Source organism: Kitasatospora sp. NPDC048662 (assembly GCF_055587065.1).
The window spans coordinates 1-20,871 of the sequence record NZ_JBVJHA010000007.1 but is presented as its reverse complement, the minus strand read 5'-3'; the positions used below and the strand labels follow the sequence as shown (position 1 = coordinate 20,871).

Below are 20,871 nucleotides of genomic sequence, written 5' to 3'. Positions count from 1 at the left end.
TCCGTGCGGTGAGCGTGTTGGTCAGCCCTTGCCCCAATTGGTTAACGTGCGGGATGTGACTGCTGAGACCTCCACTTCCGCAAACGGTGCGGTGGCTGTCGGCCTGGCGACCATCGCCGCCGACGGCACCGTTCTCGACACCTGGTTCCCCGCGCCCGAGCTGGCCGCCGCCCCCGGCCCGTCCGGCACCGTCCGGCTGAGCGCCGAGGAGGCCGAGCAGGCGCTCGGCCCGGGCGCCGCCGAGGCGCTGCGCGCCGATGCACGGCGCGGCGTCGAGGTGGTGGCGGTGCGCACCGTGATCTCCTCGCTGGACGAGAAGCCGCTGGACGCGCACGACGTCTACCTGCGCCTGCACCTGCTCTCCTCCCGTCTGGTGAAGCCGCACGGCCAGAACCTGGACGGCATCTTCGGCCTGCTGGCGAACGTCGCCTGGACGTCGATCGGCCCGGTGCCGGTGGGCAATGTGGAGCAGGCCCGGCTGGCGGTGCGCGCCCAGGGCGGGCAGCTCGCGGTGTACGGCATCGACAAGTTCCCGCGGATGACCGACTACGTGGCGCCGAGCGGGGTGCGCGTCGCCCACGCCGACCGGGTCCGCCTCGGCGCGCACCTGGCCGAGGGCACCACCGTGATGCACGAGGGCTTCGTCAACTTCAACGCCGGCACCCTGGGCACCTCGATGGTGGAGGGCCGGATCAGCGCGGGCGTGGTGGTCGGCGACCACAGCGACATCGGCGGCGGCGCCTCGATCATGGGCACCCTGTCCGGTGGCGGCAAGCAGGTCGTCTCGGTGGGCGAGCGCTGCCTGCTGGGCGCCAACGCGGGCATCGGTATCTCGCTGGGCAACGACTGCGTGGTGGAGGCGGGCCTGTACGTCACCGCCGGCACCCGGGTCACCGCCCCGGACGGCAGGGTGGCGAAGGCGGTGGAGCTGTCCGGCCAGGACAACCTGCTGTTCCGCCGCAACTCGCAGTCCGGTGCGGTCGAGGTGATCGCCCGCACCGGTTCGTGGGGCGGCCTGAACGCGGATCTGCACTCGCACAACTGACCTCCTTCCAGGTCATCTCCGTTCAGCAGCCGCGGTGCGGCTGTCCGGCAGCCGCCCGACGGCCGCCACGGCGTCCCGCTCCCCGCTCGGTGCTGTAGCCGAGCGGGGGCCGGGCTCGCAAACTCGGCTCACCCCTGGGGCTGACCGGGCCCGAGGGTTGGACCTCTACGGGTGGTCCGGGGTGACCGCGTGCGGCGGGGGCTCGTTGGACCGGCGGCGTCGACCCCCGGCGCTTCACACCGCACCACCGAGCTGAAGGGGCCCCCTCATGTCCGAGCCCTGGACCGAGCCGCCCACCCCGGGCACCCCCACGGGCGGCGCGCCCGTCACCAACAAGTCGCTGCTGGAGCAGATGCAGGAACTGCTCGCCTCGATCAACACCGACCTGGCCGGACTCGACTCCGAGCTGCGGGACACCGCGGCGCCCCGGAGCGAGCCGGACGACTCGGCCCGCGACTGAGCGCACGCCACCGGAACCGGCGGGCCCAGCGGGACCACGAGCCTCGGCTCCCCCTCCCGCCGGGCCCCGCCCGGCACCGTCTCCTCCTCCGACGATGCGGCGAATGCCGCCGATGACGCTCCCCCGGCCCCGGTGTCCTCCACATCGTCCGGGTCTTCCGGTGACGCCTCGTCGGCCGCCGTGACCCGCCGCTGCTCGCGCAGCAACTCGGCGACCAGATCTCGGCATTCGGAGCTCGCGTCGAGCCCGTCGATGCAGGTCCAGTACAGGCTTTCGGTCTCCGCGCCGCAGGCCAGCACCACCAGGTTCTCGCTGGTCTCCGACAGCAGCCCGGCCAGCTCCACCAGTACCGGTTCGAGCTCGCCGAGTTCGGTGAGCCGCTCGGCCGGCCCCGGCCCGGACCAGTCGCCGAGCCCGCCCACGAGCCCGCCGCCGAGCGTGCCACCGGGCCCGTCGAGGCCTGGATCGGGCGCTTGTCTCAGGCAGCTCGCGGTGTGCGCCCCGGCCTCCGAGAGCTGCTGCCCGAGGACGGCGAACTCCTCGCCGTCGTGGTCGGCGAGCCGTGCGCCGACGGCCTCGGTGAGCAGGACGGACTGCCAGGCCTGGTGCAGGATGTCCCCCGTCGCCCGGGCCTCGGCCAGGGCATGCCGGACGGTCTTGATCAGTCGCAGTGCCTCCACGGCGCGCTCCCCTCGTTCGCCGCCACCGCCGCCGGTCGGGCGGTAGGTCGGTCAGGGCTCAGCGTGCCGCCGACGGCCGGGTGCTCCCAGCGCATTCCTCGCACCTGTGGACAACCCGGCCCTGTGGAAAACTCCCGTCCCCCGCAGGAGGGAAATCCGGATGATTTCCCCACCCACCGGGAACCCGCCACGACCCTCGACGAAAGAACCGGAAACCCGCAGCGAACGGCGACGGCGCACCGAACTACGAGCCGCCTCCGGCCGCCGGAAACCGGCTCTCGTTGCGCTCGATCTTCTCCGCCAGCGCCCGCAGCGGATCCACCTCCAGCACGGTGCACAGCTGCAGCAGGTAGGCCAGCACATCGGCGACCTCGTCGCGGACGCGGTGCGCCGCGTCCGCGTCGGCCATCACCGCATCGGCCTGTTCGGGCGTCAACCACTGGAAGATCTCCAGTAGTTCGCCGGCCTCGACGGTCAGCGCCGAGGCCAGGTTCTTCGGGGTGTGGAACGGCTGCCAGTTCCGGGCGGCCGCGAACTCGGCCAGTCGCCGCTGGAGTTCGGGCACCGTCAGTTCGTCGCTCATTCCCCCAGGTCTACCACCGCGGCCTCGTCGGGCGCGGTGCCCTGGGCGGGCACCCGGGGGGTGGGTTCGGTGCGGCGCAGCAGGCTGTGCCCGGTGGCGGGATCGCGCCGGCATTCGACCAGTTCGACGCCGTCCAGGCCGAGCGCGGGCCCGGGTTCCTGGAGGGTGGCGAGCAGCCGGATGTCGCCCTTGCCGGTGACCTCGCGGGCCAGCCGCAGCAGCGCGCCGACCTGCTCGGCCGCCAGTCCGGCCCCGAGGTCCTCGGCGAGCAGCACCAACTGCCGGTGTGCGTCGGGAACTTCGCCGGCCGGGTCAACATCGATGACGTCGGCGCCGGTGAGCAGGACGGCGGCGAAGGCGAGCAGCCGCAGCATGCCGTCGGAGGCCTGGTCGGCGCCGGTGCGGCCGAGCACGCCCTCGTCGAAGACGGCGATCAGCCGTTGCTGCGCGCCCTCGCCGCGCCGGGCGATGTCCAGGCCGAGCAGCGGGTGCGGAGCGGCGGCCTGGACGGTGCGCAGCAGCCGGGCCCAGCGGCGCTGGCATTCGTGTTTGAGGCGGCCGAGGACGGCGGAGATGTTGGCGGCGGTGCCGAGCAGCCGGGCCTGCGGTTCGGGCCGGGCCCAGCCGCGCATGGCGGCGGGCACGGGGTGCAGGTTGAACACTTCGCGCAGGGCGGTGAGCAGTTGTTCGGAGGCGGCGAGCACCTTGCGTTCGCCCTTGGACGATCCGGCGACCCGCAGCGGCAGTTGGGCGGTGATCAGGCTGCTGCTGGACAGTGGGGCGCGAATGTCGCCCTGCCGGGAATCGTTGTGCCAGGTGACGTTGACCCGGCCGCGGGTGAGGTCCTGTTCGCCGGTCTCCATCAGGGTCTGGCCGTCGAGGGTGAGCAGTTCGCGGGCAATCCGGACGTGTTCGTCGGTGCGCACCACCACTTCGAGCCGGACCGGCCCGATGCTGGAGCGGACGGTGCAGCCCAGGATGATCGCGTTGCGTCCGTGCGGCACGCAGCCGATCAGTCCGCCGCGCACCGGGGTGGCGAGCGGCCCGCCGATACCGCCGATGCCGTCCAGCGAGGGTCTGATCTCCTCGCCGAGGGCGAGCCGGGAGAGCACGCAGAGGGCGTCCAGCGCATTGGACTTGCCCGCCCCGGACGGGCCGTGCAGGACGGTCAGCGGCGACAGCGGCAGGGTGGCGCGCCGGTAGGACTTGAAGGACGTCAGTCGCAGTTCCTCGACGGTCGGGCGCTTCACCAGGGGGGCGGGCGGGCGCCGGCCCGGCTGGACGGAGGAGCGGTCGGGCGGCCCGACCGGGGGCGGGGCCAAGGGGGCTTCGCTGGTCACCCGGAGCACTTTAGGCGCGCAGTGAGCTGGAGAAACGTCTCTCCTGACGCCCTTTCACCCCTTCGAGTCCCCACCTGTCCCCGGCCCGCGGGGTGTCACTCGTACGCGGTGATCCGCACCGAACCGGTGACCTCCACCGGCTCCGGCAGCGCGTCCAGTGCGGCGGCCAGCGCGGCCGGGTCGGTGTGCCAGGCGCTCGGCCCCATCCCGACCACCGCGGCGGCGTCCGCCCGCGACAGCCGCAGGGTGAACTCCACCTCGGTGCGCCCCACCGGCGCGAACCACGGGCCGAGCTTCTCCTCGATCCGCCGGTCCTTGTCCTCGTCCACCGACAACAGACCCAGCGCGCCCACCAGCTCCCGCAGGTGGCGGGAGGTCGGCGCGGCCACCAGCAGCCGCCCGCCCGGGCGCAGCACCCGCCGCATCTCCGACCCGTTGCGCGGCGCGAACACGTTCAGCAGCACGTCCGCCGCACCGTCCCGCAACGGGAGCGGGCGCCAGGCGTCGCACACCACCGCACCGATCCTCGGGTGCGCCTTCGCGGCGCGCCGCAGCGCGTACTTCGACAGGTCGAGGGCCGCGCCCGCCGCGCCGGGCCGCGCCTGGAGCACCCGCGCCAGGTAGTGGCCGGTGCCCGCGCCCAGGTCGGCCACCAGGCCGGTGTCCGCCGCGACGCCGGCCGCGGCCTCGGCCAGCGCCTGCTCCAGCGGACGGTAGTGGCCGGCCGCCAGGAACTCGCTGCGGGCGGCGACCATCTCCGCGGTGTCGGCGGTGCCCGCCTTCGCGTCACCGGCCAGCAGGCTGACGTAGCCCTGCCGGGCCTGGTCGAAGCTGTGGCCCTGCGGGCAGCGCAGGGTGCGGCCGTCCAGGGTCAGTGGGTGGGCACAGTGCGGGCAGACCAGATAGGGCTCGATGTCCTGCAGCAACTCGGTCGCATCCTCGCGGGATCGTCAGGGGCCGGGGGAACGTCGAGGGTATCCCGGCTGCGGACGCCTCGTCGCTCTCCCTGCCCCTGACCCCACCGGCTCCGGCGTGCCGACGGCTCACTCCTCGCCGTCGTCGCCGACCTCTTCCTCCTCCGACTCGTCGACCACCCACATCGCCAGCCGCTCCGCCACGCCCGTGATGCCGAGCTTGCCCTCCCGGATCGCCCGGGCCAGGCTGCGCACCTCCCGCGCGGTGGTCGCCACCCGGCAGCCGCTGGCCACCAGGTACGCGTAGGCCACGGCGGTGGCGAACAGCTCGTTGTTGCGCTCCAGCGCGGGGACCCGGATCAGCTGGTGCATCAGCGCGGCCGCACGGTCCTGCGGCTCCGGGTAGACGGCGATGTCGAAGATCTCGGCCTGGTGCCTGGTGACCGCCGCGAGCAGCGATCCGTAGTCGGTGACCTGCGGGTCACCGGGCGTGTACTGCTCCGCGGTCATGAGCAGCCACGAGAGGTCGACCTCAAGTTTCAACGGCGCACGTCCTGGAGTTCGCTCGGCGACCCGAACTCGGCGAGGAACGCCGCCTCGTGCTCCTTCATGAACTGCGCCGCGGCGTCCACGAAATTGCGCCCCGCCTCGCCCATGTCCTGCTGCACCAGACGCTCGATGTACTGGTTCATGCTGATCCCCTGCTGTTCGGCCCGCTCGCGGGCCATCTCGGCGGTGGTCGCATCCACCCTGACGTTCAGCTGCTTCTTGGCCATACCTCAAGCTAGCGCCGAGGTGCTAGCACAACAAGGGCGCAAACCGGCCGCACGCCCACTCCCCCAACCCTGTCCGCCCGCGCCCCCACGAAAACCGGCCACGCCCCAAAACGCCGCACGGGCGCGGGAGAGGCTCCCGCGCCCGTGCTGACGGTGGTTCGGCTACTGCCGACCGGCGATCGGCTCCAGGATGGCCACGCACTCGAAGTGGTGGGTCATCGGGAACAGGTCGAAGGCCCGCAGCGAGACCGGCCGGTAGCCGCCCTCGCGGAAGAAGGCCAGGTCGCGCGCGAGGGCGGCGGGGTCGCAGGCGACGTAGGCGATGCGGCGGGCGGAGAGCGAGCAGAGGTGGGCGACGGTGTCGCGGCCGGCGCCGGCCCGGGGCGGGTCGAGGACGATCAGGTCGGTCGAGGTGATGCCGGTGCGGGGCAGCAGGGTCTCGACCTTGTCGCACTCGATCCGGACGTTCTCCAGCGCGGCAAGGTTGTGCCGGGCGTCCAGGACGGCCTGCTTGCCGGACTCGATGCCGAGCACCGCGCCGTCCTCGCCGACCCGCTCGGCGAGCGCCCCGGCGAACAGGCCGACGCCGCAGTACAGGTCGAGGGCCATCTCGCCCCACTGCGGGTCGAGGCCGGTGAGGACGGCGTCGACCAGGGTGTCCGGGGCCTCGGGGTGGATCTGCCAGAAGCCGCCGTTGGAGACCCGCCAGGTGCGGCCGGCGGCGCGCTCGCGGACGAAGGCGCGGCCGTGCACGCGGTGGAACAGGTCCTGCTCGTCGATCCGGGCGATCGAGGCCTCACGGTCGAGTTCGACCAGCGGCAGCTGCTCGCCGGGCTGCGGCCGCAGGATCACCTGCCGGTCGGAGGAGCCGGATGCCGCGATCGCCTCGACGGAGGCGATGCCGGTCCAGTCGCGGGACTCGATGCCGAGCTCCGTGACGCCGGGCGCGGCGATCAGGCAGCGGTCGATCGGCTGGATGTCGTGCGAGCGGTGCTTGCGCAGCCCGATCGCGCCGTCCTCGCCGACGGCGTACTGCACCCGGGTGCGCCAGGCCGGGACCTCGCCGGGCTGGAGCTTGCCACCGACCGGCTCGACCGAGCCGTCCCAGCGGGCCTCCTCGGGGGTGAGGCCAGCCAGCTTGGCGAGCTGCTCGGTGAGCACCGCGCCCTTGAGCTTGCGCTGCCCGCCGGGGGTGACGTGCTGCCAGTCGCAGCCGCCGCACTTGCCGGGGCCGGCGAACGGGCAGGGCGCCTCGATCCGCTCCTTGGCGGCCTCCAGCACCTCCACCGCGTCGGCCCGCAGGAAGCGCGAGGTGGTGGTGCCGTCGGTGACCTGCACGATCACCCGCTCACCGGGCAGCGCGTGCCGGACGAACAGCACCCGGCCCTCGTGCCGGGCCACACAGTGCCCGCCGTGCGCGACCGGCCCGACCTCGACCTCGTAGCGCTCGCCGACCAGCGGGTCGCCGGACGGCTGCCGCAGCACCGGCTGGGCGGACCGCAGCGCCTTCGGCGCCCGCACCGCACCGGGCTTGCGCCCCTGCCGCTCGGCCTTCTTCGCCTGCCCGCCCTGGCCACCCTGCCCGCCCTTGCCGCCGGACGCGCCCTTCCCGCCCGGCGCGCCCTTCCCCTGCGCTGGCCGTTCCGCCGCGGGCCGCTGCTCGCCGGGCACCGGCGGCAGGCTGCGGGCAGTGTTGCCTTCCCGGTCGGTGGCCTCGGGCCGCGAGGGCCGGCTGCTCCAGCGCGGGTGCGCCACCTGCCCGGGCTTGGCGCCGGACGTGCGGCCGGGGCGGCCCTGGCGACCGGAGGAGCGGGGCGGGTTGTTGCGGGTCACGGGGCGCTTCCTTACGCGATACGGAACGACGAAACGACGGACTGACGAACATACGGACGGACGGACGGGACGGACGGTGGAGAACAACGGCGGCCCGTGGCAGACCGGGAACGATCCGCCACGGGCCCATTGAAGGCCATCAGGAGGCCGGACGGGCTGCGCCGCTCAGTCGCGCGGCGCGGCTTCGTCCTTGCCGCCCGAGGACTCCCCGGTGGCCCGCCCGGCCTGCGGGCGGGGCTCGCCGCGGCGCACCGCGCCGGGCGCGGACCACGCCTTGGGCGCCTTGCGCCGTTCCGAGGACTCCAACTGCCAGGGTACGGACGTCACCATCACACCGGGCTTGAACAGCAGACGTCCCTTGAGCCGCAGCGCGCTCTGGTTGTGCAGCAGGTGCTCGTACCAGTGGCCGACCACGTACTCGGGGATGTAGACCGCGACCACGTCGCGCGGGCTGTCGCGGCGCAGGTTCTTGACGTAGTCCAGCACCGGGCCGGTGATCTCCCGGTACGGCGAGTCGAGGACCTTCAGCGGCACGTCGATGCCGCGTTCGTCCCATTCCTGGCGCAGCGCCACGGTGTCGGCCGGGTCCACGTTGACGGTGACGGCCTCCAGGATGTGTGCCCGGGACAGCTGGGCGTACGCGAGGGCGCGCAGCGCCGGCTTGTGCAGCTTGGAGACCAGGACGACGGCGTGCACCCGGGTCGGCGGGGCGACGTCCTCGGGCTCCTCGGCGGCCTTCAGCTCGGAGTTGACGCTGTCGTAGTGGCGGCGGATCGCCTTCATCATCACGAACAGCACCACCATCAGCGCGATCGCGATCCAGGCGTGGCCGATCTTGGTGGCGAGCACCACGATCAGCACGGCCATGGTCATCACCAGGCCGAAGGTGTTGATCGCCCGGCTGCGCTGCATGCGGGCGCGCTTCTTCGGGTCGGTCTCGGTCTTCAGCAGCCGGGTCCAGTGCCGGATCATGCCCGACTGGCTCATGTTGAACGCCACGAACACGCCGACGATGTACAGCTGGATCAGCCGGTTCGGGTCGGCGCCGAACGCCACGATGAACAGGATGGCCGCACCGGCGAGCAGCACGATGCCGTTGGAGAACGCCAGCCGGTCGCCGCGGGTGTGCAGCTGCCGCGGCAGGTAGCGGTCCTGGGCGAGGATCGAGCCGAGCACCGGGAAGCCGTTGAACGCGGTGTTCGCGGCCAGCACCAGGATCAGGCCGGTGGTGCCGGCGACGAAGTAGAAGCCCGGGGTGAAGTTGGAGAACACCGCCTCGGAGATCTGCGCCAGCACGGTCTTCTGGTGGTAGTTCTCCGGCGCGCCGATCAGCTGCTCGGCCGGGTTCTCGGCCATCTGCGTCCCGGTCAGGTGCGCCAGGTAGATGATGCCCATGAACATCGTCACAGCGATGCTGGCCATCATCAGCAGCGTGGTCGCCGCGTTCTTGCTCTTCGGCTTGCGGAAGGCCGGCACGCCGTTGGAGATCGCCTCCACACCGGTCAGCGCCGCACAGCCCGAGGAGAACGCCTTCAGCAGCAGGAACACCAGCGCGAACCCGCCCAGCGCCCCGTTCCCGGGCGTCGCCTCCAGGTGGAACGCCGAGCTCTCCGCGGGCAGCGCCGCGTCGAACCCGAAGTGCCGCACCATGCCGTAGACCACCATGCCGAGCACGCCCACCATGAACGCGTACGTCGGGATCGCGAAGGCGGACCCGGACTCGCGGACACCGCGCAGGTTCATGCCCATCAGCAGGATGACCAGGGTGACCGACAGCGCCATCTCGTGCCCGCGCAACGCCGGCACCGCCGACACCACGTTGGCCACGCCCGAGGTGGTGGACACCGCCACGGTCAGGATGTAGTCGACCATCAGCGCACTCGCCACCACCAGGCCGGAGTTCGGCCCGTGGTTGACGGTGGCGACCTCGTAGTCGCCGCCGCCGCTGGGGTACGCGTGGACGTTCTGCCGGTACGAGGCGACCACCGCGAGCATCACGATGGCGACCACGACACCGATCTGCCAGGAGAAGTGGATCGCCCCGGCGCCGGCCAGCGACAGCGTGAGCAGGATCTCCTCGGGCGCGTACGCCACGGAGGACAGGGCGTCCGAGGCGAACACCGGCAGCGCGATGCGCTTGGGGAGCAGCGTCTCCCCCAGCTTGTCGCTGCGCAGCGCACGCCCGATCAGGATGCGTTTCGGTAGGTCAGCAGGCATAGGCACAGCAAGGAATCGTAAAGGCTCGCACTGGCAGCCGACGCCGCACGGGGGCCACCTTGGTCGCGACTGTGTTCGGCGGACCGGCTAGCGTGTCGGATTAAGGGTTAGCGGGCAACACCTCGTTGCCCCTCGCGTCGGATCACAGGCGCGGCCGACAATTGGCCCCCTCAATCGGGGGCACGGAAGGACGATGAGCGGTGTTTACGCAGGTCATGACCCCAACGGATCGGGTGAGGTAGTCGCGTGCACATCGTCATCATGGGTTGCGGGCGCGTGGGCTCCGCCCTCGCCAGAACGCTTGAGAAACAAGGCCACTCGGTCGCGGTGATCGACCAGGACCCGACCGCCTTCCGTCGGCTCGGCGCGGGCTTCAACGGCCGCCGGGTCACCGGTGTCGGCTTCGACCAGGACACCCTGAGGGAAGCCGGCATCGAGGAGGCGGGCGCCTTCGCCGCCGTCTCCAGCGGTGACAACTCGAACATCATCGCGGCCCGGGTGGCCCGCGAGAACTTCGGCGTCGAGCACGTCGCGGCCCGCATCTACGACCCGCGCCGCGCCGAGGTCTACCAGCGCCTGGGCATCCCGACCGTCGCGACCGTCCGCTGGACGGCCGACCAGATGCTGCGCCGGCTGCTGCCCAGCGGCGCCGAGCCGGTCTGGCAGGACCCGTCGGGCGCCGTGCAGCTCGCCGAGGTGGCGTTCGCCCCCGCCTGGATAGGCCACCGCCTGTCCGAGCTGGAGGCCTCCGCCGGTGTCCGGGTGGCGTTCGTCACCCGGGTCGGCGAGGGCGTGCTGCCCACCCCGCAGATGGTGGTGCAGGAAGGCGACCTGGTGCACGTGATGCTGCGCCGCAACGAACTGACCGCGGTCGAGGCGGCCTTCGCCAAGGGCCCCGAGGAGGCTGGTCACTGATGCGCGTCGCAATCGCCGGAGCCGGTGCCGTCGGCCGTTCCATCGCCGGAGAGCTGTTGGAGAACGGCCACGAGGTCCTGCTGATCGACAAGAACCCGAACTCCATCTCGGTGGAGCGGGTCCCGCTGGCGGAGTGGCTGCTCGCCGACGCCTGCGAGATCACCTCGCTGGACGAGGCCGCCCTGCAGCGCTGCCACGTGGTGATCGCCGCCACCGGTGACGACAAGGTCAACCTGGTCGTCTCGCTGCTCGCCAAGACCGAGTACGGGGTGCCCCGGGTGGTCGCCCGGGTGAACAACCCGAAGAACGAGTGGCTGTACAACGAGTCCTGGGGCGTGGACGTCGCCGTCTCCACCCCGCGCCTGATGTCGGCACTGGTCGAGGAGGCCGTCAGCGTCGGCGACCTGGTCCGGCTGATGCGCTTCTCGCAGGGCAACGCCAACCTGGTCGAGCTCACCCTGGCCGCCGACGCCGGCCTGGTCGGGACGCGGGTCTCGGACGTGGCCTGGCCGGTGGACACCGCGCTGGTCACCATCATCCGGGGCGGCCGGGTGCTGGTCCCCGGTGGCAGCGACACCCTGGAGGCCGGTGACGAGCTGCTGTTCGTCGCCGCCCAGGAGCGCGAGGAGGAGCTGGAGACGCTGCTCGCCGGCTGATCCGTCCCGCCGTACGGCGAAGGGCCCGCGCATCGCGCGGGCCCTTCGCTCACTTCCGGGGTTCCTCTTCGTCCTCGGGCAGCTCGGCCTTGATCGGCGGCGGCGCCTTCAGCAGGATCTGCCAGGTCACGTACATCGCCAGCAGCATCGGCGGAATGCCGAGGGCGACCTTCAGCCAGCCCAGCAGGTTGACGTTGTGGGTGAAGTACAGCGGGAACAGGATCGCCGGCTTCAGGCCCATGATCAGCACCCAGGCCCAGGTCGCCCGGGTGTAGGCGGCCAGCCGGCCCGGGTTCTGCTTGCGCCAGGTGAACATCTCGCCGGTGATCGGGCCCAGCATCAGTCCGATCATCGGCCAGCGCACCAGCGCGGAGACCGCCAGCGCCACGCAGTAGCCGACGTTCCACAGCAGGCCCGGCAGGTAGAAGTCCTCGGCCTTGCCGGTCTTCATCGAGATCCAGGCGCCGATCGCCACGCCGAACACGCCGGAGAAGGCGTGCTGGATGGTCTCCCGGCGGGCCAGCCGGACCACCACGAACACCGCGCACAGGGCCAGCGCCGACCAGGCGGCCACCGGCACCTTGTGGGTGATGTTGAAGGCGATGATGAACACCAGGCCGGGCAGCGTCATGTCGACCATGCCGCGGATCCCGCCGAACGCCTTCAGCACCGTCTCGGCCGCCTCCTTGGAGGCGTCCCGCTCATGCACGCTGCCCTGCTCGTCGCCCTGCGGGTCGTGGGTGGTCACCCGGACCGCCTCGGCCTCGTTGCTCACGCGGACTCGCTCCCGTGTCCCACCGGACGCAGCTCGTAGCGGGGGTTGAAGAGCACGCGGCGCCCGCGTGCATGGCCGATCCGGCCGCTGGCGATCAGTCGGCGGCCCGGCTCGATTCCCACGATCGAGCGACGGCCCAGCCACACCACGTCCAGCGCCTCCGTGCCGTCGAACAGCTCGGCCTCCAGCGCGGGCACACCCGCGCGGGGGCGCAGCGTGACGGTCCGCAGCGTTCCGGCCACGGTGACGATCTCACGGTCGCCGCAGGCGGCGATCGGGGTGCAGCCCGCCTCGGCGGTGTCCTGCCGCAGTTCCTGGGCGGCCAACTCCTCCGAGGAGGACGTCAGCCGACTCAGCATGCGGCGGAAACGGCCCTGCGGCTGGTCGCCGATGTTGTCACCACTCATGCCGGAAGGGTACCGGTTCACCCCTGCCCGATGGCAGAGCCACAGGTGGGCCCGGTCACGGCTCGAAGCGGTAGCCCATGCCCGGTTCGGTGATGAAGTGCCGGGGGTGCGACGGGTCGGCCTCCAGCTTGCGGCGCAGCTGTGCCAGGTAGACCCGCAGGTAGTTGGTCTCCTTGCGGTAGGCCGGGCCCCACACCTCCTGCAGCAGCTGGGTCTGGCTGACCAGCCGCCCGGAGTTGCGCACCAGCACCTCCAGCAGGTGCCACTCGGTGGGGGTGAGCCGGACGTCGGCGCCCTGACGGTTGACCTTCTTGGCGGCCAGGTCGACGGTGAACGACTCGGTGGCGACCACCGGCTCGCCCTCGGCGGTGACCGGCTCGGCACGGCGCACCGCGGCCCGCATCCGGGCCAGCAGCTCGTCCATGCCGAACGGCTTGGTGACGTAGTCGTCGGCGCCGGCGTCCAGCGCCTCGACCTTCTCGTCGGAGGCGTGCCGGGCGGACAGCACGATGATCGGCACCCGGGTCCAGCCACGCAGGCCGCGGATCACCTCGACGCCGTCCATGTCGGGCAGGCCGAGGTCGAGCACCACCACGTCGGGGTGGCGGGCGGCGGCCAGTTCCAGGGCGCTCGCGCCGTCGTGCGCGGAATCGACCTCGTACTTGCGGGCCTTGAGGTTGATCACCAGGGCGCGGACGATCTGGGGTTCGTCGTCCACCACGAGGACCCGGGTCATGCGGGACCGGCCTTTCCGTTGTCAGGATGGTCGTGCAGATCGACGGCGGGCAGCGAGACCACCATGGTCAGCCCGCCGCCGGGAGTGTCCTCGGCGATGACGGAGCCGCCCATCGCCTCGGTGAAGCCGCGCGCCACCGCCAGGCCGAGGCCGACCCCGGTGCCGCGCGGGGCGTCGCCGTAGCGCTGGAACGGGGCGAAGATCCGCTCCCGGGCCTCCTCCGGGACGCCCGGGCCGCGGTCGACGACGCGCAGCTCGACCCGGCCGTCGCGCGGCAGCAGGTCCGCCTTGACCAGCACCGGGCTGCCGGACGGGCCGTACTTGACGGCGTTCTCCACCAGGTTGGCCAGCACCCGCTCCAGCAGCCCGGCGTCGGCGCGCACCATCGGCAGCGACTCCGCCACGTCCAGCCGGACGCTGCCCGGCGGGACGCCGCCGAGCGCGAACGGCACCACCTCGTCCAGATCGGTGGGCTGCACCAGCGGGGTGACGGTGCCGGTCTGCAGGCGGCTCATGTCGAGCAGGTTGTTGATCAGGTGGTCGAGGCGGTCCGCGCCGGACTCGATGCCGGCCAGCAGTTCGGCCTCGTCCTCCGGGTCCCATTCGACGTCCTCGGCGCGCAGTGAGGTGACGGCGGCCTTGATCCCGGCCAGCGGGGTGCGCAGGTCGTGCGAGACGGCGGCGAGCAGCGCGGTGCGGATCCGGTTGCCCTCGGCCTCGCGGCGGGCGGCGGCGGCCTCGCCGGCCAGTCGGCGGCGCTCCAGCAGGACGGCGGCCTGGTTGGCGAAGGCGCCGAGCATCCGCCGGTCCGCGGCGGGCAGCACCCGGCCGCGCAGCACCAGGGCGAGGCGTTCGCCGACCGGCACGTCCACGTCCGCCTGCTCGGGCCCGGCCGGCGGGCGCGGGCCGACCGAGGCGGCGGCGTGCCAGGCGGAGTGCGGGTCGGCACGTTCGACCAGCGCCACGGCGTCCTGCTGGAAGGTCTCCCGGACCTGTTCCAGCAGCGCCGTCAGTACCCCCTCGCCGGTGGGGGCTCCGCGCAGCACGGTGCCGGCCAGCGCGGACAGGGTCTGTGCCTCGGCCTGGGCGCGGGCCGCCTGGTGGCTGCGCCGGGCGGCCAGGTCGACCACGGTGGCGACCGCGATGCCGACCGTGGTGAAGATCGCCACCGCCAGGATGTTCTGCGGCTCGGCGATGGTGAAGGTGTGAATGGGGGGCGCGAAGTAGTAGTTGAGCGCCGTCGATCCGACCAGCGCCGAGGCGATCGCCGGGTACAGCCCGCCGACCAGCGCCGCGCACACCGTCAGCGACAGGAACAGCAGCATGTCGGTGGAGAGTCCCTGCCCGTGGAACCGGCTCAGCACCAGCGCCAGCAGCGGCGGCCCGGCCACGCCGATCAGCCAGCCCGCGATCGTCCGGGTCCGGCCCAGGTCGGTGACCTTGCGGATCGGGATCCGGCCCCGGCCGCGCGCCGCGTGCTCGTGGTTGACCATGTGGACGTCGATGTCGCCGGAGTCCCGGGTCACCGTGAGGCCGACGCCCGGCCCGTAGATGTACTGCCAGACCTTGCGGCGGCTGGTGCCGATCACGATCTGGGTGGCGTTGACGCCGCGCGCGAAGTCCAGCAGCCCGGCCGCCGGGTCGTCGCCGAGCACCGAGTGGAAGCTGCCGCCGAGGCTCTCCACCAGCGCGCGCTGCTCGATCAGCGTCTGCGGCGAGGACCCCGACAGTCCGTCGGAGCGCGAGATGTGCACCGCCAGCAGTTCGCCGGCGCTGGCCCGGGCCGCGATCCTGGCGGCTCGGCGGATCAGGGTGGCGCCCTCCGGGCCGCCGGTCAGGCCGACCACGATCCGCTCCCGGGCCTGCCAGGTGCCCTGGATGCCCTGCTCGGCCCGGTACCGCTGCAGGTACTCGTCGACCCGGTCCGCCGTCCACAGCAGCGCCAGTTCGCGCAGCGCCGTCAGGTTGCCGAGCCGGAAGTAGTGGGCGAGCGCCGCGTCCACCTTCTCCGGCGCGTACACGTTGCCGTGCGCCAGGCGGCGGCGCAGTGCCTGCGGTGCCATGTCGACCAGCTCGATCTGGTCGGCGCGCCGCACCACCTCGTCCGGGACGGTCTCCCGCTGGCGGATGCCCGTGATGCCCTCGACCACGTCGCCGAGCGACTCCAGGTGCTGGATGTTGACGGTGGAGATGACGTCGATCCCGGCCGCCAGCAGCTCCTCGACGTCCTGCCAGCGCTTGGTGTACCGCGAGCCGGGGACATTGGTGTGGGCGAGCTCGTCGATCAGCACCACCGCCGGGTCGCGGGCCAGCACCGCGTCCAGGTCGAGTTCGGTGAACTCGGCGCCGCGGTGGGTCAGGGTGCGGCGCGGGACGGTCTCCAGTCCGTCCAGCAGTTCGGCGGTGTGCACCCGTCCGTGGGTCTCCACGAAGCCGATCACCACGTCCGCGCCGCGCCCCAGGCGCCGGTGCGCCTCGGCGAGCATGGCGTACGTCTTGCCGACACCCGGGGCCGCCCCGAGGTAGATCCGCAGCCGGCCGCGGCCTGTGTGCACCATGCCCTTGAGGTTAAGCCCTGCAATCTGAATATCCGCTGATCAGAGTGGTTTGACTGAAGAATTGTCAATTTCTTGACGGTCGTTGCGCCAAAATGTCGAACGGAAAGATCGACCCGAAGGAAACCACCATGCGCGGACTCGTACTCGGCGGCGGCGGACTCGCCGGCATCTCCTGGACCACCGGACTGCTCCACGGCCTCGCCGAAGCCGGCCTCGACCTCCCCGGCACCGCCGACCACATCCTCGGCACCTCCGCCGGTGCCACCGTCGCCGGCCAACTCGCCTCCGGCTTACCGCTCGCCGAACTCCACCTGCGACAGACCGACCCCGCGCGGCAGAACCACGAGATCGTCCCGCCCCTCGAAACCCTCGGCACGCTCCTCGAAGCCCTCGCCGTGCTGCAGGCCGAAATCACCGACCCCGCCGAACTGCGCCGCCGCATCGGCCGCCTCGCCCTGGACACCGACACCGTCCCCGCCGCCGACCGGCGCGCCGTCATCGCCGACCGCCTCCCCGTCCACGACTGGCCCAGCCGGCCGCTCACCCTCACCGCCGTGGACGCCGACACCGGCGGACCCCGCACCTTCGACCGCCACAGCGGCGTCCCCCTGGTCGACGCCGTCGCCGCCAGCTGTGCCATCCCCGGCATCTGGCCCACCGTCGAAATCGACGGCCACCGCTACATGGACGGCGGCATCCGCACCTGCACCAACGCCGACCTGATGACCGGCCAGCAGACCGTCCTGGTCATCGCCCCGATGCCCGACCCCAACCTCCCCGTCGAACTGGAGACCCTCCGGGCCGGCGGCACTGCCCTCGCCATCACCCCCGACGAGGACGCGCTCGCCTCCTTCGGCGTCAACCCGCTCGACACCACCGTCCGCGCACCCGCCGCCGAAGCCGGCCGGGCCCAGGCCCGGCAGGTCGCCGACCAGGTCCGCAAGCTCTGGACCTGAGGTTCCCGGCGGCTATTCGACGATCTTGCCGTCCCGCAGCTCCAGCACCCGGTCCGCCAGGTCCATGAGCTGCGGGTCGTGCGTCGCCACCAGCGCCGTCACGCCCTCGCTGCGCACCACCGCCCGCAGCAGCTCCATGATCGCCAGACCGGTGTCCGAATCCAGCTGCCCGGTCGGCTCGTCCGCGATCAACAGCGCCGGCTCGTTCGCCAACGCCCGTGCCACCGCCACCCGCTGCTGCTGACCACCCGACAGCTCCGTCGGCCGCTGCGCCGCGTGGTCGGCCAGGCCCACCAGCGCCAGCAGCGTCCGCACCCGCTCCTCGCGCTCCTTCACCGCCACCCGGCGCAACCGCATCGGCACCCCGACGTTCTCCGCCGCCGTCAGCACCGAGATCAGCCCGAACGACTGGAACACGAAACCGATCCGGTCCCGACGCAGCGCCAACCGGCCCGACTCGTCCAGACCCGACAGGTCCATCCCCGCGATGCTGATCCGCCCCGCCGACGGCGTGTCCAGACCACCCACCAGGTTCAACAGCGTCGTCTTCCCCGACCCCGACCGGCCCCGCAGCGCCGTCAACTCCCCGGCCCTCACCGTGAACGACACCCCGCGCACCGCATGCACCGCCCGGTCGCCCGCACCGAACGTCCGGTGCACGTCCTCCACGACCACCATCGCGCCACTCACCCGCGTACCTCCGAACCCTCCGCGCGCCACACCCTGATGTGGTCCTCCTCCAACGCCAGCCGCACCCGACGGCTCAGCCCCAACGCCTCCGTGAAATCCTGCGGCAACTGCAACCGGCCCACCCGGTCCAGCACCGCGTACTCCACCCCAGGCTCACCCCGCTCCGGACGCAGCACCTCCGTCGATGTCCGACCGTTGCGGATCCGCACAGTACGCCGCACCTCCTGCGCCACCATCCGATCGTGAGTGACGATCAGCACCGTCACCCCCAACTCCTCGTTCACCGACCGCAGCGCCGCGAAGATCTCCTCGCTGGTCGCACTGTCCAGCTCACCCGTCGGCTCGTCCGCCAGCAGCAGCGCCGGCGAGTTCGCGTTCGCCACCGCGATCGCCACCCGCTGCTGCTCACCACCCGACATCTCCGCCGGCCGACGCCCCGCCAGATGCCCGATCCCCAACATCCCCAACAAGTCCGCCGCCAGCCGCTGCCGCTCGCGCCGCGGCACCCCCGCGTACCCCATCGGCAGCATCACGTTCTCCACCGCCGTCAGATACGGCAGCAGATTCCGCGCCGTCTGCTGCCAGACGAACCCCACCGTGCGGCGCCGGAACGCCAACCGCTCCTTCTTGTCCATCGCCAGCAGATCGTTCCCCGCCACCCGGGCACTGCCCGCCGTCGGCACGTCCAGCCCCGCGAGGATCCCCAGCAACGTCGACTTCCCCGAACCCGACGCGCCCACCACCGCGATCAACTCGCCGTCCTCGACCGTCAGATCGAGCCCCTGCAGGGCCTGCACCTCGACGCCCTCGGAACGGTGGATCCGCACCAGGTTCTCGCACACCACCATGCCCTCGGCCGGCGGCGGCCCCGCCGCGGCCGCGCGCCTGCGCAGCTCCGCCAGCCCCTCGGGCTCCGCCACGACCGGCACCCCCACCGCCTCAGCCCCCACCGCGTTCCCCTCCGACCGTCGAACCCGCGGCTCACCACGGCCTGCGCTCCGGGCCGACACCCGGCCGGACAGCCGGGGCAGTCCCCTGTTCTGCCCCGACCGCCCAACCGGGCGTACCCCCGCGGGCCACCACCCCGATCGGCAGCGGCCTCACCACACCAACGCGGCCCGGAGCGGACCGGTTGCACCGGTGCGCGGACTTTCTTCAAAACCCTTCGGGCACCGCCTGATTGAGCTCCGACGCGGGCCTCAGCCCTCCCCCGGCCCGGGCGCGCGCAACCGCAGGAACTCCAGCGCCGACTCCCGGAACGGATCCGACAACCCCGCCGCCGGCACCACCCCCCGCCCACCGCGACGCACCGTCAACACCGCCACCATCGTCCCGCTGATGTGCACCGCCACCTCCTCCGCGTACGCCACCGGCTGCCGCACACCCAACGCCACCACCGCACCGACCTGCTGCTCCACCGCCCAGCCCGCCCCCGAGCTCACGCACTCCCCGCCCACCAACAGCCGGGACGCCTGGTGCTCCGCCTCCAGCGGCGAACCGAACCGCATCACGATCTGCTGCGCCGACGCCTCCGGGTGGCCGGCATCCACATACCGCTGGCCCCACAACTGCTCGGCGCCCGACGTACCGACCACCCGCGACACGCACCCGTCCGCGTACGCGTCCAGACCGCCCGATCGCGACGGGCTGCTTGACGGGCTGTCTGATGAACTGCCTGATGGACTGCTTGATGGGCTTCCGCTCGGGGAGGCGCTGTTGGTGGCGGTCGGATCGGCGCTCGTGGTCGGACCGGTTGTCGTGGGCCCGCTCGTGGTGGGACCGGGCGTGGTCGGACCACTCGGGGACGCGCCCCCGGACGGACCGGCTGCCGCCGGGTCCACAGCCGGCAGTGCCGTCCACGGGCCGTACCCGCCCAACACACTCGGCAGCCTCGACACGTCCAGCACCAGCGCCCGCGCCATCGGGTCGGCCGACTCCAGCGATGCCCACTCCAGCACCCAGTTCGGCGACGGCAGCAACGGCAACTGCGGCTCCGGCAACGGCACTTCGACCTTCGGGGCAGGCGCCGCAGCCGTCGGAGGCACCGGATGCGCCGCCACCCCGTGCCCCACCGGCCCGGGCACCATCGCCGCCGCGGACCACAGCACCGCGACGCCCAGCACCCCCGCACCTGCCATCGCTCCCACCCGACGCCGACGCCGCCTCACCCCACGACGCACCACCTCCGCACTCGGCGGCACGGGCACGGCAAGCACCACCTCCCGCCGCAGCCCGTCGAACATGGTCTCCAGCCGAGCCGCCCCGATCGCCGGACGGTCCTCCGCCCCCACAACCCCCGTGGCCCTCGCCGTCTCCGCCTCGGGCCTAGACATGCGAACCGCAGTCTTCCGCCACCCGCACCTGAGTCCCCTGAGTTTCCGTCACCTGCACCGGCTCCCCGCCACCGCCGCCGCCCGTCAACTCCGCTTCCCCTGCTGCCCGTTCACCCGTGGCAGGCGCCGGAGCCGATCGCAGCGGCGCGACCGTCGGCTCCTCCACGACCGCCGCCGGCTCTTCCCCCAACAACGCCGCCAACGCCTGCCGCCCCCGATGCAACCGCGCTTTGACCGTCCCCACCGGCACCCCCTCGTCCGCGGCAATCTCCGCCACCGAACGACCCCCCATGTGATGCCACACCAACGCCGACCGCCGCGCTTTGACCGTCCCCACCGGCACCCCCTCGTCCGCGGCAATCTCCGCCACCGAACGACCCCCCATGTGATGCCACACCAACGCCGACCGCTGCGCCTCCGGCAACTGCCGCAACGCCTCCACCAGCGCCACGGTCTCCGGCCCAGGCCCCGGAACCGGCAGATTCGCGTCCCCGTGCCGAATCCAGCTCTGCAACGCCGTCCGCGCCCGCCGCCACCGACTGATCGCGATCCGCTGCCCCGTCAGCCGCACCCACGCCACCGGATTCTCGTGCGACACCAGCCGCCCCCAGTGGTTCCACGCCCGGACGAACGCCTCCTGGGCGGCGTCCTGCGCCTCACCCAGATCGCCCGTCAGCGCATACAAGTGCGCCACCAGCTGACCGTACGCGGCCTCGTAGAACACCCGAAAGTCGTCGCCGCCCCGGCCGGCTCTGCCACCGGCCCCCTCGCCCTGCTCCACGACCATGACGCCACAGTGTGCCGTGCACCGAACCACCCGGCAACAGGCCATGCAGTCTTCGGGAATCCTCCCGGAAATGCAGAAAGGGCCCCAGCCAAATGGCTGGAGCCCTTTCCAGAATAATTGTTCGGCGGCGTCCTACTCTCCCACAGGGTCCCCCCTGCAGTACCATCGGCGCTGTGAGGCTTAGCTTCCGGGTTCGGAATGTAACCGGGC

At 72.3% G+C, this 20,871-nt stretch carries 20 protein-coding genes and 1 rRNA gene; 4 read left to right on the top strand and 17 right to left on the bottom strand.

Annotated elements, in window-relative coordinates; genetic code table 11:
* Positions 1-55: 55 nt before the first annotated feature.
* Positions 56-1,045 (top strand): 2,3,4,5-tetrahydropyridine-2,6-dicarboxylate N-succinyltransferase, encoded by a 990-nt coding sequence (gene dapD, locus ACZ6R9_RS20385; RefSeq protein ID WP_465539425.1) that lies wholly within the window; start codon positions 56-58, stop codon positions 1,043-1,045.
* Positions 1,046-1,279: 234 nt separating this feature from the next.
* On the opposite strand, the gene ACZ6R9_RS20380 is transcribed toward dapD, so the two are convergent.
* From ACZ6R9_RS20380 to ACZ6R9_RS20345, 8 genes are all read right to left on the bottom strand, one after another.
* Positions 1,280-2,185, bottom strand: a complete 906-nt coding sequence (locus tag ACZ6R9_RS20380; protein ID WP_465539423.1) for a DUF6099 family protein — start codon at positions 2,183-2,185, stop codon at positions 1,280-1,282.
* Between the two features lie 244 nt (positions 2,186-2,429).
* Entirely contained in the window at positions 2,430-2,768 is a 339-nt protein-coding gene (locus ACZ6R9_RS20375) for a nucleotide pyrophosphohydrolase (protein ID WP_380483441.1), read from the bottom strand.
* Positions 2,765-4,108: an AAA family ATPase gene (locus ACZ6R9_RS20370; protein WP_465539420.1), complete on the bottom strand. Its 1,344-nt coding sequence runs from the start codon at positions 4,106-4,108 to the stop codon at positions 2,765-2,767. Before ACZ6R9_RS20370 ends, ACZ6R9_RS20375 begins: the two co-directional genes overlap by 4 nt.
* A gap of 95 nt (positions 4,109-4,203) precedes the next feature.
* The gene (locus ACZ6R9_RS20365) at positions 4,204-5,034 is read right to left on the bottom strand and encodes a putative RNA methyltransferase (protein WP_465539418.1); all 831 of its coding nucleotides are present in this window, start codon (positions 5,032-5,034) and stop codon (positions 4,204-4,206) included.
* Positions 5,035-5,151: 117 nt separating this feature from the next.
* Complete coding sequence (locus ACZ6R9_RS20360; RefSeq protein ID WP_043914018.1) at positions 5,152-5,565, bottom strand: hypothetical protein; 414 nt, start codon at positions 5,563-5,565, stop codon at positions 5,152-5,154.
* Positions 5,562-5,798 carry a toxin-antitoxin system HicB family antitoxin gene (locus ACZ6R9_RS20355; RefSeq protein ID WP_035862820.1) on the bottom strand — a complete coding sequence of 79 codons (237 nt, stop codon included), beginning with the start codon at positions 5,796-5,798 and terminating at the stop codon, positions 5,562-5,564. Before ACZ6R9_RS20355 ends, ACZ6R9_RS20360 begins: the two co-directional genes overlap by 4 nt.
* A 162-nt stretch (positions 5,799-5,960) precedes the next feature.
* Positions 5,961-7,301: a class I SAM-dependent RNA methyltransferase gene (locus ACZ6R9_RS20350; RefSeq protein WP_465539757.1), complete on the bottom strand. Its 1,341-nt coding sequence runs from the start codon at positions 7,299-7,301 to the stop codon at positions 5,961-5,963.
* A 495-nt stretch (positions 7,302-7,796) separates the two neighbouring features.
* Positions 7,797-9,848, bottom strand: a complete 2,052-nt coding sequence (locus ACZ6R9_RS20345; protein WP_380483475.1) for an APC family permease — start codon at positions 9,846-9,848, stop codon at positions 7,797-7,799.
* 246 nt (positions 9,849-10,094) lie between these two features.
* On the opposite strand from ACZ6R9_RS20345, the gene ACZ6R9_RS20340 reads away from it, so the two are divergent.
* Positions 10,095-10,763 (top strand): potassium channel family protein, encoded by a 669-nt coding sequence (locus ACZ6R9_RS20340; protein WP_380483447.1) that lies wholly within the window; start codon positions 10,095-10,097, stop codon positions 10,761-10,763.
* Positions 10,763-11,419 (top strand): potassium channel family protein, encoded by a 657-nt coding sequence (locus ACZ6R9_RS20335; RefSeq protein ID WP_380483449.1) that lies wholly within the window; start codon positions 10,763-10,765, stop codon positions 11,417-11,419. The genes ACZ6R9_RS20340 and ACZ6R9_RS20335 overlap by 1 nt, the downstream gene beginning before the upstream one ends.
* Before the next feature lie 49 nt (positions 11,420-11,468).
* On the opposite strand, the gene ACZ6R9_RS20330 is transcribed toward ACZ6R9_RS20335, so the two are convergent.
* The 4 genes from ACZ6R9_RS20330 to ACZ6R9_RS20315 are packed head-to-tail and all read right to left on the bottom strand — an operon-like array spanning position 11,469 to position 15,895.
* Positions 11,469-12,194, bottom strand: coding sequence for a DUF3159 domain-containing protein (locus ACZ6R9_RS20330; protein ID WP_380483451.1), 726 nt, complete (start codon positions 12,192-12,194; stop codon positions 11,469-11,471).
* Positions 12,191-12,601, bottom strand: coding sequence for an OB-fold nucleic acid binding domain-containing protein (locus ACZ6R9_RS20325; protein ID WP_073812423.1), 411 nt, complete (start codon positions 12,599-12,601; stop codon positions 12,191-12,193). Before ACZ6R9_RS20325 ends, ACZ6R9_RS20330 begins: the two co-directional genes overlap by 4 nt.
* Before the next feature lie 55 nt (positions 12,602-12,656).
* On the bottom strand, positions 12,657-13,337 hold the full coding sequence (locus tag ACZ6R9_RS20320) for a response regulator (RefSeq protein WP_380483453.1): 681 nt from the start codon (positions 13,335-13,337) through the stop codon (positions 12,657-12,659).
* Positions 13,334-15,895, bottom strand: coding sequence for an ATP-binding protein (locus ACZ6R9_RS20315; RefSeq protein ID WP_465539413.1), 2,562 nt, complete (start codon positions 15,893-15,895; stop codon positions 13,334-13,336). Before ACZ6R9_RS20315 ends, ACZ6R9_RS20320 begins: the two co-directional genes overlap by 4 nt.
* 128 nt (positions 15,896-16,023) lie before the next feature.
* Here ACZ6R9_RS20315 and ACZ6R9_RS20310 point away from each other — a divergent pair, with 128 nt between their 5' ends.
* Entirely contained in the window at positions 16,024-16,851 is an 828-nt protein-coding gene (locus ACZ6R9_RS20310) for a patatin-like phospholipase family protein (protein ID WP_465539411.1), read from the top strand.
* 12 nt (positions 16,852-16,863) lie between these two features.
* Here the strand turns inward: ACZ6R9_RS20310 and ACZ6R9_RS20305 are convergent, their stop codons facing one another.
* From ACZ6R9_RS20305 to rrf, 5 genes are all read right to left on the bottom strand, one after another.
* Entirely contained in the window at positions 16,864-17,529 is a 666-nt protein-coding gene (locus ACZ6R9_RS20305; RefSeq protein WP_380483477.1) for an ABC transporter ATP-binding protein, read from the bottom strand.
* An 8-nt stretch (positions 17,530-17,537) separates the two neighbouring features.
* Complete coding sequence (locus ACZ6R9_RS20300; RefSeq protein WP_465539755.1) at positions 17,538-18,389, bottom strand: ABC transporter ATP-binding protein; 852 nt, start codon at positions 18,387-18,389, stop codon at positions 17,538-17,540.
* Positions 18,390-18,740: 351 nt separating this feature from the next.
* A complete protein-coding gene (locus ACZ6R9_RS20295) occupies positions 18,741-19,136 on the bottom strand; it encodes a hypothetical protein (protein ID WP_465539409.1) in 396 nt (131 codons plus the stop codon).
* A gap of 730 nt (positions 19,137-19,866) precedes the next feature.
* Positions 19,867-20,661, bottom strand: a complete 795-nt coding sequence (locus tag ACZ6R9_RS20290) for a SigE family RNA polymerase sigma factor (RefSeq protein WP_465539407.1) — start codon at positions 20,659-20,661, stop codon at positions 19,867-19,869.
* Positions 20,662-20,780: 119 nt separating this feature from the next.
* Positions 20,781-20,871: ribosomal RNA gene (rrf, locus tag ACZ6R9_RS20285) — 5S ribosomal RNA — on the bottom strand; the annotation flags it as partial.

What these genes read in the sequence shown, in the direction of transcription:
- ACZ6R9_RS20375 (WP_380483441.1), bottom strand. Translation starts at nt 2,768, where the DNA reads ATGAGCGACGAACTGACGGTGCCCGAACTCCAGCGGCGACTGGCCGAG.
- ACZ6R9_RS20355 (WP_035862820.1), bottom strand. Translation starts at nt 5,798, where the DNA reads ATGGCCAAGAAGCAGCTGAACGTCAGGGTGGATGCGACCACCGCCGAG.
- ACZ6R9_RS20345 (WP_380483475.1), bottom strand. Translation starts at nt 9,848, where the DNA reads ATGCCTGCTGACCTACCGAAACGCATCCTGATCGGGCGTGCGCTGCGC.
- ACZ6R9_RS20335 (WP_380483449.1), top strand. Translation starts at nt 10,763, where the DNA reads ATGCGCGTCGCAATCGCCGGAGCCGGTGCCGTCGGCCGTTCCATCGCC.
- ACZ6R9_RS20325 (WP_073812423.1), bottom strand. Translation starts at nt 12,601, where the DNA reads ATGAGTGGTGACAACATCGGCGACCAGCCGCAGGGCCGTTTCCGCCGC.
- ACZ6R9_RS20320 (WP_380483453.1), bottom strand. Translation starts at nt 13,337, where the DNA reads ATGACCCGGGTCCTCGTGGTGGACGACGAACCCCAGATCGTCCGCGCC.
- ACZ6R9_RS20315 (WP_465539413.1), bottom strand. Translation starts at nt 15,895, where the DNA reads ATGGTGCACACAGGCCGCGGCCGGCTGCGGATCTACCTCGGGGCGGCC.
- ACZ6R9_RS20310 (WP_465539411.1), top strand. Translation starts at nt 16,024, where the DNA reads ATGCGCGGACTCGTACTCGGCGGCGGCGGACTCGCCGGCATCTCCTGG.
- ACZ6R9_RS20305 (WP_380483477.1), bottom strand. Translation starts at nt 17,529, where the DNA reads ATGGTGGTCGTGGAGGACGTGCACCGGACGTTCGGTGCGGGCGACCGG.
- ACZ6R9_RS20300 (WP_465539755.1), bottom strand. Translation starts at nt 18,389, where the DNA reads ATGGTGGTGTGCGAGAACCTGGTGCGGATCCACCGTTCCGAGGGCGTC.
- ACZ6R9_RS20290 (WP_465539407.1), bottom strand. Translation starts at nt 20,661, where the DNA reads ATGGTCGTGGAGCAGGGCGAGGGGGCCGGTGGCAGAGCCGGCCGGGGC.